This window comes from Amycolatopsis azurea DSM 43854 (assembly GCF_001995215.1).
GTDB lineage: Bacteria > Actinomycetota > Actinomycetes > Mycobacteriales > Pseudonocardiaceae > Amycolatopsis > Amycolatopsis azurea.
The window spans coordinates 212,297-227,016 of sequence record NZ_MUXN01000001.1 but is presented as its reverse complement, the minus strand read 5'-3'; the positions used below and the strand labels follow the sequence as shown (position 1 = coordinate 227,016).

15 protein-coding genes are annotated in these 14,720 nt (G+C 65.8%); 7 read left to right on the top strand and 8 right to left on the bottom strand.

Annotated elements, in window-relative coordinates; all coding sequences use genetic code 11:
* Nucleotides 1–5 precede the first annotated feature (5 nt).
* The 3 genes from B0293_RS01085 to B0293_RS01075 all read right to left on the bottom strand — a co-directional run bounded on the left by B0293_RS01085 (nucleotide 6) and on the right by B0293_RS01075 (nucleotide 2,467).
* Nucleotides 6–719 carry a GAF and ANTAR domain-containing protein gene (locus B0293_RS01085; protein WP_005165205.1) on the bottom strand — a complete coding sequence of 238 codons (714 nt, stop codon included), beginning with the start codon at nucleotides 717–719 and terminating at the stop codon, nucleotides 6–8.
* Between the two features lie 31 nt (nucleotides 720–750).
* A complete protein-coding gene (locus B0293_RS01080; protein WP_245192079.1) occupies nucleotides 751–1,497 on the bottom strand; it encodes a GAF and ANTAR domain-containing protein in 747 nt (248 codons plus the stop codon).
* Between the two features lie 346 nt (nucleotides 1,498–1,843).
* Complete coding sequence (locus B0293_RS01075) at nucleotides 1,844–2,467, bottom strand: sigma-70 family RNA polymerase sigma factor (protein ID WP_005165209.1); 624 nt, start codon at nucleotides 2,465–2,467, stop codon at nucleotides 1,844–1,846.
* A gap of 302 nt (nucleotides 2,468–2,769) precedes the next feature.
* Between B0293_RS01075 and B0293_RS01070 the strand changes: the two genes are divergently transcribed.
* Nucleotides 2,770–3,957 (top strand): beta-1,3-glucanase family protein, encoded by a 1,188-nt coding sequence (locus B0293_RS01070; protein WP_005165211.1) that lies wholly within the window; start codon nucleotides 2,770–2,772, stop codon nucleotides 3,955–3,957.
* 8 nt (nucleotides 3,958–3,965) lie between these two features.
* Here the strand turns inward: B0293_RS01070 and B0293_RS01065 are convergent, their stop codons facing one another.
* The 4 genes from B0293_RS01065 to B0293_RS01050 all read right to left on the bottom strand — a co-directional run bounded on the left by B0293_RS01065 (nucleotide 3,966) and on the right by B0293_RS01050 (nucleotide 8,324).
* Complete coding sequence (locus B0293_RS01065) at nucleotides 3,966–6,122, bottom strand: terpene synthase family protein (protein ID WP_005165213.1); 2,157 nt, start codon at nucleotides 6,120–6,122, stop codon at nucleotides 3,966–3,968.
* Nucleotides 6,123–6,226: 104 nt separating this feature from the next.
* Nucleotides 6,227–7,012, bottom strand: coding sequence for a DUF3800 domain-containing protein (locus B0293_RS01060; protein ID WP_005165215.1), 786 nt, complete (start codon nucleotides 7,010–7,012; stop codon nucleotides 6,227–6,229).
* 41 nt (nucleotides 7,013–7,053) lie between these two features.
* Complete coding sequence (locus B0293_RS01055; RefSeq protein WP_005165216.1) at nucleotides 7,054–7,845, bottom strand: ArsR/SmtB family transcription factor; 792 nt, start codon at nucleotides 7,843–7,845, stop codon at nucleotides 7,054–7,056.
* A gap of 71 nt (nucleotides 7,846–7,916) precedes the next feature.
* Nucleotides 7,917–8,324, bottom strand: coding sequence for a MarR family winged helix-turn-helix transcriptional regulator (locus tag B0293_RS01050; protein ID WP_005165218.1), 408 nt, complete (start codon nucleotides 8,322–8,324; stop codon nucleotides 7,917–7,919).
* Nucleotides 8,325–8,413: 89 nt separating this feature from the next.
* Between B0293_RS01050 and B0293_RS01045 the strand changes: the two genes are divergently transcribed.
* The 6 genes from B0293_RS01045 (at nucleotide 8,414) to B0293_RS01020 (ending at nucleotide 12,014) form a co-directional block, all read left to right on the top strand.
* Nucleotides 8,414–9,163 carry an alpha/beta fold hydrolase gene (locus B0293_RS01045; protein ID WP_245192081.1) on the top strand — a complete coding sequence of 250 codons (750 nt, stop codon included), beginning with the start codon at nucleotides 8,414–8,416 and terminating at the stop codon, nucleotides 9,161–9,163.
* Between the two features lie 122 nt (nucleotides 9,164–9,285).
* On the top strand, nucleotides 9,286–9,639 hold the full coding sequence (locus B0293_RS01040) for a hypothetical protein (RefSeq protein WP_005165222.1): 354 nt from the start codon (nucleotides 9,286–9,288) through the stop codon (nucleotides 9,637–9,639).
* Nucleotides 9,632–10,807: a putative T7SS-secreted protein gene (locus tag B0293_RS01035; RefSeq protein WP_039919365.1), complete on the top strand. Its 1,176-nt coding sequence runs from the start codon at nucleotides 9,632–9,634 to the stop codon at nucleotides 10,805–10,807. The genes B0293_RS01040 and B0293_RS01035 overlap by 8 nt, the downstream gene beginning before the upstream one ends.
* A 35-nt stretch (nucleotides 10,808–10,842) precedes the next feature.
* Entirely contained in the window at nucleotides 10,843–11,274 is a 432-nt protein-coding gene (locus B0293_RS01030; RefSeq protein ID WP_039919366.1) for a contact-dependent growth inhibition system immunity protein, read from the top strand.
* A gap of 116 nt (nucleotides 11,275–11,390) precedes the next feature.
* Nucleotides 11,391–11,513, top strand: a complete 123-nt coding sequence (locus tag B0293_RS01025; protein WP_005165227.1) for a divalent-cation tolerance protein CutA — start codon at nucleotides 11,391–11,393, stop codon at nucleotides 11,511–11,513.
* Nucleotides 11,514–11,642: 129 nt separating this feature from the next.
* Nucleotides 11,643–12,014, top strand: a complete 372-nt coding sequence (locus tag B0293_RS01020) for a hypothetical protein (protein WP_005165229.1) — start codon at nucleotides 11,643–11,645, stop codon at nucleotides 12,012–12,014.
* 106 nt (nucleotides 12,015–12,120) lie between these two features.
* Here the strand turns inward: B0293_RS01020 and B0293_RS01015 are convergent, their stop codons facing one another.
* Nucleotides 12,121–14,358 (bottom strand): DEAD/DEAH box helicase family protein, encoded by a 2,238-nt coding sequence (locus tag B0293_RS01015; protein WP_245192082.1) that lies wholly within the window; start codon nucleotides 14,356–14,358, stop codon nucleotides 12,121–12,123.
* Nucleotides 14,359–14,720 lie beyond the last annotated feature (362 nt).

The following is a 14,720-nucleotide window of genomic DNA, read 5'->3' as shown; positions in this document are numbered from 1 at the left end:
ATCGTTCAGCGCGGGATTTCCACTGTGCGGTCTATGATCCCGGTCGCGACGACGAGGATCCTGAGGTTGTTGCTCCGCGCGTGGGCGCGCAGTACGCCGAACGCTTCGTCCACCGAAATCCGGAGACGTTCGGCGAGCACACCCTTCGCCTGCTCGATGACCACCCTGCTGTTCAACGCGGTCTGCAGCTGCGCGGTGATTGTTTCCTGCCGCTGCAACAGACGGTTGTGCAGGATGCCGATCGTGGCGACGTCCGCGAGCGCCTGCCCCAGGCGCACCCCGTCGTCGTCGAGCAGGGCGGGCCGGCTGCCGAACAGGTTCAGCGCGCCGATCACCTCCTCCCGCAGCCGCATCGGCAAGGCGTAGACGGAACGGAATCCCGCGTCCTCCGCCTCTCGCGTGAACTTCGGCCATCTTCCGCGCGCACGCACCAGATCCGGGCAGACCACCGGTTCGACATTCCGGTAGCAGTCCAGGCAGGGTCCCTCGGAGTTCTGCAACTGGAACAACTCGAGCAGCCGGGTCGGTTCGTCGGACGCGGCCGCCATGGTGAGCGTGCCGCGCGCGTCGGCGAGCAACAGCCCGGCGGTGCAGACGCCGAGCAGTTCGACACACCGGAGCACGAGCTGGTCGAGGAACTCGATGAGATCGAAATCGTCCACAAGAGTGTCCGCCAGCTGTACGAAGGTTTCCCGCAAGCCGGTCGCCGGATCGGTCATCGTTCTTGGATCTCCTTCGGCACACGTCCCGTCAAGCGTCGGGCCGGAACGTTAACCGGCGTAGCACCACGTCTCTCGCGACCTCGTTGAGCTTCCGATCGCTGGCGTAGGCGTGGGCACGCAGACGGGCGAACGCTTCCGGAAGCCCGACGTCGAGCTGAACCGACACGATGCCCGTCGCCTGATGGACCTGGGCACGGTGCTCGGTGAATTCGAGATCGATCAGTTCGGCCAGCCCAGGCCTCCCGGTGTCGGCGACGGCGAGCGCGATCGCGGTTTCGGCGCAGACGAGCGCTTCCGCCTGGCCCTCCTTGGAAGGGAATCCGGCGAGCTCGCGATAGCAGTCGACAACGCCCATTTTGATCGCACCGGCCTGAATCGGCACCGCGATGATCGATTTCACGCCTCGGTCGATCGCCTCTGGCGTGAACATCGGCCAGCGAAGTGTCGCCTCCGAACTGGTCACATCGGTAACGACGACGAGCATACCGCCGTGAAGCACCTCCAACGCAGGTCCTTCGCCGAAAGTGAATTGCAGATCCTCCAATTCCCGGCTGCGTTCGTCGGTGGCGAAGACCGGCTCGACGTCACCGCCGTGCGTGGCCAGCGTGAGCCCGGCACCGGCGGCTTCGAGCACGTCACCGCAAACGACACAGACATGTTCGACGGTCACCACCGAATCGGTTTCCGACGCGACGGAACGCAGTTTTTCCCAGATACGTGCTATGCGATCGAGCCGCTGTGGCCTCATGGTGTGCCTTCCGGCTTTGTCCGGCATCGGACGAGCCCGCCGGGGCCAGGGCGAACAGCGCGGCCAGCTCGGCCGGGCCGTCGTTCATTGTCGCACGCTCGCGCCCCTTCGCCATGACCACAACGACTTCTTTGGCACCAATGCGGTAGCCCGAAAAGCGGAGCGGTGATCGTCGGAACGGCTCACCCGATCGCCGATCGGCCGTTCAGCCGGTTCCCGGTCCCCGTTCCGCGCCTAGGGTGGAACCCGCGACCGCTCGCTCTGGCCCTCGGTGACGGCGCTCGTCGGCGAACTCTGGAGGGGCCATGTGCGTTCGCATTCTCGAGACCCGGGCCAAGCGGGAGAATCCTTTACTCCGGCTGCTGGTCCGTATTCAGCTGAAAGCGTCCTGGCGCTGAGCGCAGGCGCGCAGCCTGCTGATAGCCCGGTGTTTGGTCACCCGCACGCGTGACGACGTGGTCCCGAGCGCCGCCGCGGTCTCGTTCGACGTCAGTTCGCCGATCACCCGCATTCCCAGCACTTCCCGGTGGGACACCGGCAACATCCGCATCAGCCTGCCGAGCCGGACCCCGAGATCGGTCCGCAGCGCGCGCTGCTCCGGTTCTTCCGCGGCCACCGCGGGGCGCTCGGGGAGTTCACCGGTCAGCACCTGCTTGTTCCGCGCCGCCTTCCGGTAGACGTCGGCGACCTTGTTCGCCGCGATCGCGCGCATGAGGAACAGGAAGGACCCGCCGCGCAGGCCGTAACCGGGGACCGCGACGAAGACCGCGAGGCAGATCTCCTGCGCGACGTCCGCCGGTTCGAGATAGGTGAGGTCACGGCCGCCGAGGCGGGCTTCGGCGTACTGCCGCGCCCACGGCACGAGGGCGGCCATGAGGTCGTCCATGCCGTGCGGCGCGCCGTCGGCCGCCGCCATGGCCAAGTCGTCCCAGCAGGCAGGGGAAATCCACGTCTCACCACCGCCGGTTCTTCGCACCGGAAACCCGTCGCCGTCCATGCCCCGCTCCCCACGGATGAAAAAACCCGGCCGCCGGGGTCCAGGACGGAACGCGGACAACGGTAGTCGAGAAATCCGGCCACCTCAATCACGAAGGTCCGTCACGAAGTGTCCATACGGGCAAGAAATCGGACAGATTCCCACCAGTGGTCTGGACACGTTGTCGGCCGGGACGTAACTTCCCGTGCTGAGACCCCTCGCCAAGGTCACGTCCAGGCCGGGAACGCGCCCCCGGCCGACATCCGCAAGCATCGCCGCGGCGCGTTCGCGTTCCGCGGCGGGATTCCGCCGAGGAGACAACTGTGCGCATCCGTAGGAAAGTCCGGCGCGTTTTGACCGCGTTGGCGGTCACCCTCCCCCTGGTCACCGGGGTTTCGGCGCTTTCGGCGCCCACCGCCGTCGCCGCCGGCCCCGATCCGCTGCCGCTGACCGTCACCAACAATTCGGGCCGCTCGGACGCGGTCCACCTCTACGTGCTGGGCACGAACCTCAACACCGGCAAGCTCGGCTACGTCAACGCAGGCGGTGCCTTCACCGCGTGGCCGCCGGGCGCGAACCCGCCGAGCCCCGCGCCCGACGTCTCGATCGCGGGCCCCGGCAACGGTGGTTCGACCACGCTGAAGATCCCGCGGATGCTTTCGGGCCGCGTCTACATGTCGTTCGGGCAGAAGATCAAGTTCTTCCTGACCCCGGACGGCCTGGTGCAGCCGGCGCCGTGGGCCGACGGCGACCCGAACCGGAACATCCTGTTCGACTGGAGCGAATTCACCTACGACAACGGCGGGCTGTTCATCAACAGCTCTCAGGTGGACATGTTCAGCGTGCCGCACGCCGTCGGGCTGACCAACGGCGCCGGTGCGAACAAGGAAGCGGGACGCCTCAAGCCGGGCGGCCGGGCGAACATCTTCAACGGTGTCAAGGGACAGTCCGGGTTCTCGAACCTGGTGTACAACGACCTGCGGGTCCTCGCGCCGGGCAAGGGGCTCGACACCGGCAAGTTCAGCGGGAGCTACCTCGACGGCTACGTCACGAGCGCCTGGAACACCTACAAGTCGACGCCGTTGACCGTGGTCCCGTTCGAGGCCGAACCCGGCAAGAAGTTCACCGGCAAGACCGGCGGGGACGACGTCATGCGGTTCACGAACACGTCGGGCGCCGAGGTGGCGTCGTTCAGCAAGCCGAGCACCCGCGACGTCTTCAACTGCGATGGGCGGCTTCAGGCACCGAACGACCAGGTCGTCGGCCCGATCGCGCGGACGCTGTGCGCGGCGCTGCACCGGTCGACCCTCGGCACCCTCCACACGCAGCCGACCTACGACGCGGGCCCGTTCTACAAGCAGCCGGTGACCGACCACTACTCGCGGATCGTGCACGAGCAGATGGTCGACGGGAAGGCGTACGGCTTCGCGTTCGACGACGTCGGGCACTTCGAGTCGCTGGTGCACGATGGCGACCCGAAGACCGCGAAGATCACCCTGACGGCTTTCTAGGCCGCTGCTCAGCGCGCCCCGCTCCCGATCCGCCACGCCGACATCCCGAGCCCACTCGGCTCCAGGGAGAACGACGGCGGCTCGGGAGTGCGGGCGCGCTCCAGTTCCTCCGGCGTGTATCGCGCGCACTTCCGGTGCCATTCCAGGATTCCGGCCATCCAGTCCTTCAGGTGATCCGCGTACCTCGTGACGACCGCGCGGACCTCGTCGTCGAGCCCGAGGTCGTCGCACATCCGCGGCAGGTCCTCGTCGGCGAGTTGCTCGAACTGGTCCATCCGCGCGTTCATCAGCCGGGCGGTGATGTCGCGGGCCTCGATCCGGTCCACGGCGAGGAACCGCTCGGCGACGTGGACGAGGTTGTGCGTCTCGCCCTCGTACTCGATCTCCTTTTGGTAGGAGAACAGGTCGTTGGCGAAGGCCGCGCAGTCCTGGGCGGCGGTGTCGAGCTCGAACAGCACACGGTTCTGGAACAGCTCCGGCGGCACGACATCGCCGAGTTCCAGGAGGGCGAGGCTCTTCGTCAGGTCCGACCCGAACGTCCGCCGTCGCATCTCCACGTAGTCGACCGGGTCGGGGACACGGTTCTGCGCCCGGTTCGCCACCTCCCAGACCCAGCTCGCGGTCATGCTCTCGATCGCCCGCCGGAGCCCGGCCCGCGCGTACGGGGTCAGCGGTCCGGCGGTGCGGTTCCACAGGTCCACGAGCCCCCGCTCGATCGGACCGGCGGGCTCGGGCACCGGCTCGCCGTCGAGCGGCATGAAGAGGGAAAGGCGGTCATTGCACAGCTTCGCGGCCACTGGGTCGCGCTTCGTCCCGAACACCAGCGGGAAATAGTCGTCGGCGTAGGTGCCCCAGGTGAGCCAATCGGTCGACAGTTTCAACCGCTCGAAGTCCGCGTCCGCGTCGATCATCGCGGCGCAGTACGCCAGGTCGATGCCGCGGAACAGGCGTTCGTCCCAGATCCCCTCCTCGAACATCCCCCTTTCCCGCGCCCATCCCGGCGCGTACTCGCGGGCGGCGGCGAGGTGCGGACTGGTGCGAACGGGGTAGGGCATCCGGAATTCCGGCAGCGGCAGCGGTCCCACCTTCGCGAACGGCGCGGGCGCCTGCTGCCGGATCCGCTGGACCAGCCCCAGCCGGTTCGGGGAAAGCCGCGGCGACTCGGTGCCCTCTTTCATGTACCGGCTCGACCGCCGGTGCCATTCGTGACCGCCGGACTGCCAGTCCTGCAGGCCCTTGACGTACAGGCCGACCGCGACCTGCTCGGACAGCGAGACGTCGTACTCGGCCAGCAACGCGGGCACCTCGACGAGCGCGGTGTTCTCGAACTGCTGCAACCGCGACGTCAGCAGGTCGTTGGTGAGCTCGGCGGCGTCCTGCGTCGAACGGTCGAGGAACTTCTCGAAGACGAGGACGGCGTTGGAGTTCTCGCCTTCCTCACGTACTTCACGTTGGTAGGAAAAGAGATCGTTGCGCAGGTGGACGGCGTCGGCGAAGGTGTCGCGCAGCACCTCCATCGGCCTGGTCGCCGCGATCCTGTCCGGCACTTCGGCGCCGACGGCGTACTCGATCAGGTTCGCCGACCACGGTGCCCCGCCGACGCGACGGCGCATCTGGATGTACTCGATGGGGTTCGCGATCCGGCCGCGGTCGATGTTGTCCAGTTCCCAGAGCGATTCGACCATCAGATTGTGCGTGCTGGTGACGAAACGCCGTCGCCAGGCTTCCGACATCGAAGGAATGGTGCGCGCCCAAAGGTCCTTGAGCCCGGCTTCGGCGGGATTCCCCGGTTCCGGCGACGTTTCCCCGGGCCCGGTCATGAACAGTTCCAGCCGGTCCAGATAAGCCTTCGCGCCCTCGGTGTTCCGCGTGTATTTGAATTGCGCCAGGAAATCGTCGTCGAAGAAGAACACCCACACGTACCAATCCGTGACCAGATCGAGGGACGGCCTGTCACAGTCCGGATGGGTGTGCGCGCAGAGCAGCGCGTAATCCATTTTCGCCAGCGCCTGCTCGGTCCAGACGACGTCACCGGACGGAGCCGGCGAATCGAGCATGCCCATCTTCCTCGCCCAAGCCATACTGTGCGCCCGCGCCGCTTCGAGGTGCGGATTCATCCTGGCCGGATGCGGCACGTAGAACTCGGGCAAGATGAAAGCCTGCATCTGCGATTGCCTCCCGGGCCGGCGTCGGATACGTCTCGACGTTTCCAGCCCGCCGCCGCGCGGGGCTACGGCCACCCGAGCGATTCGGTGTGCCAAAGGGTGAATCAGTCCCAGAGCGACGCCGGGTCGACATACGGTGCGAGCAATGCGGTCAATACCTCGTCACCGTTTCCGTTCAATTCGTCCTCGGCGATGCGCCGCGCGACGCCGACCAGGAAATCGGCGACCTGCACCCGCGGATCCGTTCGCGAATCCACGAATTTCAGCCCGGCCAGCCCCGGGCTCGATTCGATCCGGGCGAGCCGTTCTCCCTTGAGCGACGGTTGTTCGTCGTGGACGAGGAAGACCTGCTCCCCGCCCGCGCTCCAGTACGCGACGGCGCGGAGGATCGCGGGCACGAGCGGATCGAGGACCTTGGCCTCGCGCACCTCGGCGACCCTCGCCCGCAGCTCCGCAGTGTCCCCGGCGATCGTGTCCGCGGCCATCGCGAAGAACGACCCCGCCGCCGGATCCCGGCGATTGCGGGTCCGCAACACGTCGTTGAACGCGGCCAGGGTCGCGTCGTCCGGCCGGGCCTCCGGACCGAGGAGCGCGCGGAGCTCGTTCGCCAGCAGCAGTTTCTTGTCCACGAGGTGTACGTGCGCACGACCGTGGACCGGACCGCGCGGGCCGAGGAACCATTCGAGGACCCGGCGGTGTTTCGTGCGGAGCAGATGGTTCGCCTTGTACTCGACCGCCGGCGAGCGGATCCTGCGCCGCAGTTCCGTCAGGCAGCCCGCGGCCTCTTCGACGCTCAGCCGGACCCCCGCGTGCGCGAAGACGTCCGTCTGCCCGCCGATCAGTTTCTCGCCCTCGGACCCGGACTCGTCACAGGCGATCTCCAGGGGCACATGGGAGATCGTGCCCGATCAAGGCGGCGCGGTCGACCTGGTTACGCGGGTTCGGACAGCGGCTCGCCGGTCTCGAGCAGCGTCTTGAGGCTCGACAGGATCGACGGCCAGCCGCCCTTGACCATCTCCAGCGCCGTGCTGCCCTCGTCGAAACCGTCGTGGACCACGGTGAGCTTCACCGTGTCGCCGACGGGTTCGAGGTCGAACGTCACCTTCGACCGCGACTCGGCCTGGAGCTTCGCCGACACGTCGTCGTCGAGCCCGACCGACTTGCCGAACTCCGGGGTGAAGGTGTGCCACGTGTAGGACAGCCGCCGGTACGGGTCGGATTCGAGCACGACCTGCTCGGCGTCCTCCAGCCGCACGCCGAGCTGGTCCCAGGCCATCGTCGACCCGGGCTTCCAGTCCGAAGTGAACTCGCAGCCCCAGTACCGCTTGGTGAAGACCGGATCGGTCAACGCCTTCCAGAGCCGCTCGGGCGTCGTCCTGATGTAGCTGGTGTAGACGAATTCGTTGGTACCCATGGGTTCCTGCTCCAATGCGTGCTTGAGATCGGCGAGCGCGTCGACCCGGCCCTGGTGGTACCGGTCGATCCAGCGCTCGGCGATCGCGTTGATCGGCTCCGCGTTCACGTAGTGCAACTTCTCGCGGCCACGCCACACCGTGGTCACCAGATTGGCGGCCTCCAGCACGGCCAGATGCTTGCTGACCGACTGCCGCGCCATTTCCAGCCCCGCACACAGCTCGCGCAGGGTCTGCCCGTTGCGGGCGTTCAGGTCGTCGAGCAACCTGCGGCGGCTGGCGTCGGCCAGCGCCTTGAACACCTCGTCCATGTCGCTCTCCCCGATATGCAGCCTCTTGGCTGCCTTTGTAGATTAGGCAGCCCGATGGCTGCATGTCAAGTTCAGCGCAGGACGACGTCCAGCAACTCACCCAGTTGATCGACCTGAGCGGCCGACAACGACCCGAACGAGGCCTCGACGACACCGTCGACAAGGCTCTGACCAGCGGCCCGCAGCCGCTCGCCTTCGCCGGTGAGCCGGTGGCGCACGGCCCGCCCCGGCCCCGGAACGCGTTCGATCAGCCCGCGGTCGACCATCCGCGAGGCCAGCGACCCGAAGGACTGGTCGGTCTGGAAGGTCAGCATCGCGAGGTCGTGCAGCGACGCCTCCGGCACACGATGCAGATGCCGCAACGTGTCCCACTGCACCAACGAGATCCCCAGCGGTGTCAGCGCCTGGGTCAGAGCGCGGTGGTGGCGATGTTGCAGGCGCTTCACGGCCAGGGCGACGTCGGCGGGGCGGTGACTCATGTCCGGCAGCCTACCTCCCCAAGACAGCTTGCTTACCTAAGGATACTTATCTAAGGTTCCTTAGATAGATGCGACGAGAGAAGGTCCCGATGCCTCACACCCTGCGAGTCGGCCCGGCCGAAATCACGTTCCAAGACCGCGGCGGCGCCCGCCCGTTCCTGCTCCTGCACGGCGGAGGCGGCGTCGCGACGATGACCGGCTTCGCCGACCTGCTCGCCGAACGCACGTCCTCCCGAGTGCTGCTGCCCACCCACCCCGGCTTCGGCGGCACACCGAAAGCCGTCGAACTCACCGATGTCCGCGCCTTGGCCGAGACCTACGTCGCGATGCTGGACCAGCTCGACCTCGTGGATGTCACCGTGCTCGGCAACTCCTTCGGCGGCTGGCTCGCCGCCGAAATCGCCCTGCTGGGCAGCCCTCGCGTCAGCGGCGCGGTGATCGTGAACGGAATCGGCGTCGTCGTGCCGAACCACCCGCTGACCGATGTCAGCCGCCTTTCCCGCGCCGAACTCCTGGCGCACTCGTATCACGACCCGAGCAAGGCCCCCGTGCCGCCGGCGGGCGCCACCGGCCCGAGCCCGGACATCCGCGCGCTGATCGGGTACACCGGTCCGGCCATGGAGGACCCGACGTTGCCCGATCGGCTGAACGGCCTCGATCTGCCCGTCCACGTCGTCTGGGGCGAGAGCGACCACGTCGCCGATCTGGAGTACGGCAAGGCCTTTGCCGCGGCCATCCCGGCGTCGACGTTCACCGCGCTTCCCCGGAGCGGCCGCCTGCCGCAGCTCGAAACGCCCGAGGAGCTACTCAGCACTTTGCTCGACGTCGGCGTTCGTTGATCTCCGGCCGGATATGACACGGCCTTGAAGTAATCCATTGCCAGGCCTTTCGTTGTTCCCTTTGAAGCAAGTCCACTCCATATCGGCGATTGCCCCGCGACCGGTCCTCGGGGACCATGTCAGTGTCGACCGTGGCCGAGGGGACGGGATCCGCGATGGATGGACCGGGTTTTCACGTCGATGTCGGCAAGCTCGAGGAGGCCGCGTCCGGAATCACGAAAAGTGTGGACGATCAGTCGAATTTCGAGCTGCGTGACTTATGCGGAGATTCGGCACAGTACGGACATAACGGCATACATGACGCGTTGATGAATTTCTGCGTCCGCTGGAGTGACGGCCTTGACACACTGACCGATGACGCCGATTCAATCGGCGAGGTACTGACCAAAGCGGTCGCCGCGTACCGGGCTGTCGATGAAGCCGCGGCCAAGACCCTCACCAGCGATCCGGCTGAGCACGTGGTCGAGGATGACTGAACTCGGGGAGAGCTCCGACCCTACGGCACTGATTCCGGGGAAACCCGAGGCGATCCACGAAAATGCCCGGGTATTGAAGAGCCGCGGTGATTCGGCCGCCGCGGCGGCCGAGGGGTTGCGCGCCATCGACACAGGGGCTTGGGAAGGCCCTGCCGGCCAGGCCTTCCACGAGAAGTTCAGCTACGAGCCGAACAAATGGTTCGATGCTGCCGATGCGCTGCACCGGGCGAATGAGCTTGTCGTCGGCTTCGCCGGCACCCTGCAATGGGCCCAGGGGCAGGCCCGTGAGGCGATCGCGGCATGGGACAGGGCACAGCAGGTCAGTCAACGAGCGAAGGCCGAGCATGAGGCAGCCGCGAAGGCCGCGGCGGAGAACCAGCAGCCGATACCGCCCTTCTCCGACCCTGGCGAGGCAGGTCGCCAAGCGGCTCGTGACATCCTGAACGCCGCGCGAGCCCAGCTCGATAGCGCGGGCACCAGTGTGAGCGGCTTTCTCAACGGGGAAGCCGAGGGTGCGCCGCAATCGTCGAGCTGGCTGGACGATGCGGGCAACTTTCTCGCGGACATGGGCGGGCACGCGGTGAACGCCTTGGCTTCGTTCGGGAACGCGATGCTGAACAACCCGGCTGACGTGGCGCTCGCCGCCGCGGGCGCGGGCCTGACCTACATCAGCGCGGCAGGCGAAGGCCTGGGCATCGCCTTGGACGCGACGGGCATCGGCGCTGTCGCCGGCGTACCGTTGAATGCCGTTTCGGCCGCAGGCATGGCCGTGGGCGGCACCATGGTCGTCGGCGCGGTGGGTGACCTTGCCAAGCACGCCATGACGGATGACAAAGCCACCCCGGTGAAGGCGAGGACGAGCCCGTCCAAGCCCACCAAAACCGATCGCATGAAAGAACACCTCACAGAGAAGGACCTCGATGGCGCCAAACGGGAGTTGAACGGCGAGGTCGTGGCCCGGAAATCCAGTGGCCAGCCGTGGGACCACGTCGACGAAGTGAGCAACGCTCAAAAGGGCTTGGTGAACCAGATCAATCGTCTCAAACGCCAACTCGGCGACTCACGACTCAGCGCCGAAGATCGCCCTGGCATTGAAGCCGAGTTGTCCGAAGCCAGTAAAATCCTTGACTACACTGTTCAGCGTGTCGGCCGGCTATGGGACCGGTAAGACGTGGCCGGACGACGACCAAAGAGAGAGAACCTGTGCCCACCCCGAGTTCACCGGAAGCATCGTCGCTGGAGCAGATCGAAAACAGCTACTGGGGCGATGCTCCCGCCGACGCGACTCGCCTTGTCGCGACCGCACACGAGCTCAGGCGCAAGCCTGTCGGCACGCTGGACGTCGAAGACTTGCGTTTGCTGTTGGGTCAACAGGAAGGCGTCGAAGTACTCACCCCCTTGGCACTGACCAAGCTCGAAGCCGATCCTCTGGCGGAGGGCGACTACTACCCTGGCGACTTGTTCGAGGCAGTCCTCAAGAACCCGGCCCAGTACTGGCTCGACCATCCGGACCAGCGCGCGCGGGTGGCGCGAATCATCGAGGGCATCAAAACGCTGGGAAACCTCGAAGATCACGATGCGCCGCATGATTCCATCTGGAAGACGATCAATCGTTTCTTGTCTGCCACCGAGTGACGAGGTCAAGCGGCGCCGCCGAACGATGAACTGGTTCGAGTAAGGGAGGTCACGCAGTCCTCCGCGATGCGGCCCGACGAGGCCGAACTGGGCGACCAGGTCGGACCCATTTGAAAGTGATTGGAAGCGCACGCATCGAGCAGCATCCGTGGGACAAGCCCGAAGTGACTGCCGTCGAGCTGGTCCGCGGCTCGGCCGCCTACCTGGCGTGGGCGGGGGAGTCGACCCGGCCCCGCTAGACCTTCCGCTGGACTCCCGTGCCCGTGGGCGGTCTTCGATACCGCTGCGGTTTGGTCCTCGTTGTTCGCTGTCACCTTTCCGGCGGCTCCCTCGTCGAAGTGGTGACACGATCACAGAAGGAGCTTCACATGCCGATCCCCCTGCGCATCGCGATCGCCGTGCAGACCGTCGCCGTCTTCCTCACCCCGATCACCGCCGGTCTCCTGCTGACCGTGCCGAACGGCCACACACTGCACAGCGCCACGGCCTACACGCTGTTCGTCGTGGCGATGCTGCACGTGGTCACCGCGATCCTCGTGTGGCGACCGGGCGGCGCCTCACCCAAGCCGATCCTGCCCGCCGTCGTCTTCCTCGGACTCACGCTGGCGCAGGTATTTCTCGGCATCGCGCACGTGTCGGCGGTCCACGTTCCGCTCGGCGTCCTGCTGTTCGGCTTCAGCCTCTTGCAGCTGAGCCGAATTCGCCCGGCTCGGGAAGTGGCTGACACAGCGGCGGCCTGACTGTCCTTTCGGGCCGCTGGGCGCGAGGGCCTGGCGGGCGCTCGCGCATCGCGGGTTCCAGTACGGATCAAGTTGATCAACGGTCTGTCCCGATAGTCGCTGTACTTCAGCCGAGAGGCCGTCCATCCCGTCGCGAGCGGCCGAACAAGCCACCCGCGATCTTGCGGAGCCTACCGCCCTGTTCTGGTTGTTCCGGTTGTCGCTCTGTTGCCTGGAACGCCCGGTAGTGCTGTTTGGTAACGCACAAGATGACGGCGTGCATGAACCTTTCGCGGTCCGGCACTTGCACCGCCCAGCGTTCGTCGGTGCGCGTGTTCCATAGCACCCCCGTTTGGTGGCCGCTCATGACAAGGTAGAGCGCCAACTGGAGGAACATGGGACGGTCGAGTTCGGAGACAAACTTGAGCTCGAAGACCTGGCCGTCGTGCACGGCGTCGGCGACACCCACGAACGTGATCGGTGTCGCTACCGGCGATGCGACAGCCGTGCCGGACAGGTCCATCGGCACCTGCGCCGCGCAGTCGCGGGGAAGCTGTGTCGCCAGTCGTCTGGTCAGTGCGTCGCGAACGTCGCCGCTGACTTTCCGGGTAACCTGTTCCGCGTAGCGCATCTGGTCTGTGTCGACGGCGGTCAGCAGCAGCGAGTTGTGCCAGGGGTCCTCGGTCAGCTTGCCACTCAGCTGCTTCGCGATCGGTTTGGGGTTCAGTATCACCTCGAGGGTGGGGTTGTACCTGTCGAAGAACACTGCTTCCTGGTAGTGCCCCACCACGGGAGAAAGGTCGATCAACCCGTCGACGCGGTCGATGTTGATCTCCTCGCCCGCGCCATCGTCGAGGCGTCGCCTGTCGAGCAGGTCGACACAGGCCTGGAGGTTCTCCGCGTATGTGAAGTCGAAGCAGTCCGATGCCAGCATCGGTTTGTCGTATTTAGGTTGTTCATCAGCCGCAAGTTGCGTGAACCGCTGCACAGGGATGAAGCCGATACTCTTGGGTTGCCGCTGAGCATTTCCTGATCGTACGAAGACGACTTCGTGCTTCCCGCGGGAAGCTGCCACCAGGAACACGTTGCGCATGACGGTTGTGTCCACGTTCGGAAAGCTGCAGCGCATGTCCCACATGTCTTCGTCGTAGTCGAACACCACGCTCGCTGGTCGTTCGAGCCCCTTGCTGGAGTCGAACGTCGTGAACACCGCGGTGTCGTCGCTGTAGGTCACCGAGGTGTCGCTGTCACGAATGGAGGCGTAGACGGTTTCCTTGTTGAAGACGTCACCATGATGGCGTTCCAGGTGATTCAAGGCCTCGGCCATCTGGCCGTTGCGTCTCCCCAGGCACAGGAGGTCGCCGGGATTCTTCGCTCTCATGAAGTCGAGCGCCTCGTTGTAGGAGACGTACCGAATCGTCTGGGCGGGATTGGCGCCCATCACCGGCTTGTTCCATGCCTCGCTGAGCAGCGCGCCGAGTTCCTGACCGGCACGGAAGGACTGCGTGAAGGGCATCAGTTCGGCTTGCCGGGTGATCTCTCTGGTGAACCGCTGCACGTCCAGCGTGGTGTTCGAGTGCACTTTCTGAGCCAGGTCACCGACCAATACGGTCTGCATGGACGGGTTCAATGACTTGATGTTGCGCAGCAGCTGCGCGTACTCCTCGTTGATGTCCTGGTACTCATCGACCACGAGCAGGTCAAACCTGGGGAACTGTGCAGAGAGGCTGGTGAACGCCGCGTTGAACCGTCTGATGGATTCATCAAGACCGCACTTGATTCCCGCCTTGATCAACGAGGGATACACGATGCCGTGGTAGTTCTGCACTTTCGCGTGTTTCACACGGCGTTGTGCATCGGCTTTCAACAGCTTGCTGTAGGTCAGATACAGCACCCGCCGGTCCCGGCCCACTTCGGTGCACAGCGCCTGAATCGCCGTGGTCTTGCCCGATCCCACCGTCGCATCGACGATCACATCCTGCCCCGACCGCACCGCGTCAATCATCCGCCGCTGTTCGCCACTCAACGACACAGGTGACACCGTGGCGTCACGGACACGACTCCCGCGTCGGCCTGATGTTTGGCTCGGGCTCGTGGCGGCAGCGAAATTTGGGTCGACCGCTAACTGCCGGCGCAACACCGCCTCAGCATCAGCGCGCAACGCCGGGCGAAGATGCGACGGCAGCAAGACCTTGCACCGCGCCTGCAGCGCACCGGGAGTGCGCTGCAACGTCCCTGCCAGCGCTTCAAGCCCGACACCGCGCCGGAGCCCGTCCAGCAGCGTCGCGGTGTCCGTCTCCGACCAAGCCGCGCCCGCACGGCGCGGTGCGGATCCAGCACCCTCGTTTCGGCTCTCAGTAGTCACCTCGTCACGTTATCGACAACCAGCGACAAAATTTGCCGGTTTCGCGAACAGATGGCCCACCGCGCTATGCGTCAAAGCGACAACGAGTCCTGAGGCGAGGGATCGCCGCGAGTTCGCCTGGTCGAACACAAGTCCTCCACCGACGGGCGCGGCGTGCTAGCGCTTTACCTCAGAAAGTGTGGAGGAGTCGTTCCGCGGACGTCACAGCCTGAACAGTACGGACGTGAGGTGGCGTATTCCCGTGTCGCCCCCGGACACCTTCATGATGGCGCGAAGGTTTGACCCATGCGGCGGCACGAGCTTGTGATCAACTCTGAGGCCCTCGAACACGTCCCGGAGCTCCACGTCTAGCGAAAGCACAC

What these genes read in the sequence shown, in the direction of transcription:
- B0293_RS01085 (WP_005165205.1), bottom strand. Translation starts at nt 719, where the DNA reads ATGACCGATCCGGCGACCGGCTTGCGGGAAACCTTCGTACAGCTGGCG.
- B0293_RS01080 (WP_245192079.1), bottom strand. Translation starts at nt 1,497, where the DNA reads ATGCCGGACAAAGCCGGAAGGCACACCATGAGGCCACAGCGGCTCGAT.
- B0293_RS01075 (WP_005165209.1), bottom strand. Translation starts at nt 2,467, where the DNA reads ATGGACGGCGACGGGTTTCCGGTGCGAAGAACCGGCGGTGGTGAGACG.
- B0293_RS01065 (WP_005165213.1), bottom strand. Translation starts at nt 6,122, where the DNA reads ATGCAGGCTTTCATCTTGCCCGAGTTCTACGTGCCGCATCCGGCCAGG.
- B0293_RS01055 (WP_005165216.1), bottom strand. Translation starts at nt 7,845, where the DNA reads ATGGACGAGGTGTTCAAGGCGCTGGCCGACGCCAGCCGCCGCAGGTTG.
- B0293_RS01050 (WP_005165218.1), bottom strand. Translation starts at nt 8,324, where the DNA reads ATGAGTCACCGCCCCGCCGACGTCGCCCTGGCCGTGAAGCGCCTGCAA.
- B0293_RS01045 (WP_245192081.1), top strand. Translation starts at nt 8,414, where the DNA reads ATGCCTCACACCCTGCGAGTCGGCCCGGCCGAAATCACGTTCCAAGAC.
- B0293_RS01035 (WP_039919365.1), top strand. Translation starts at nt 9,632, where the DNA reads ATGACTGAACTCGGGGAGAGCTCCGACCCTACGGCACTGATTCCGGGG.
- B0293_RS01020 (WP_005165229.1), top strand. Translation starts at nt 11,643, where the DNA reads ATGCCGATCCCCCTGCGCATCGCGATCGCCGTGCAGACCGTCGCCGTC.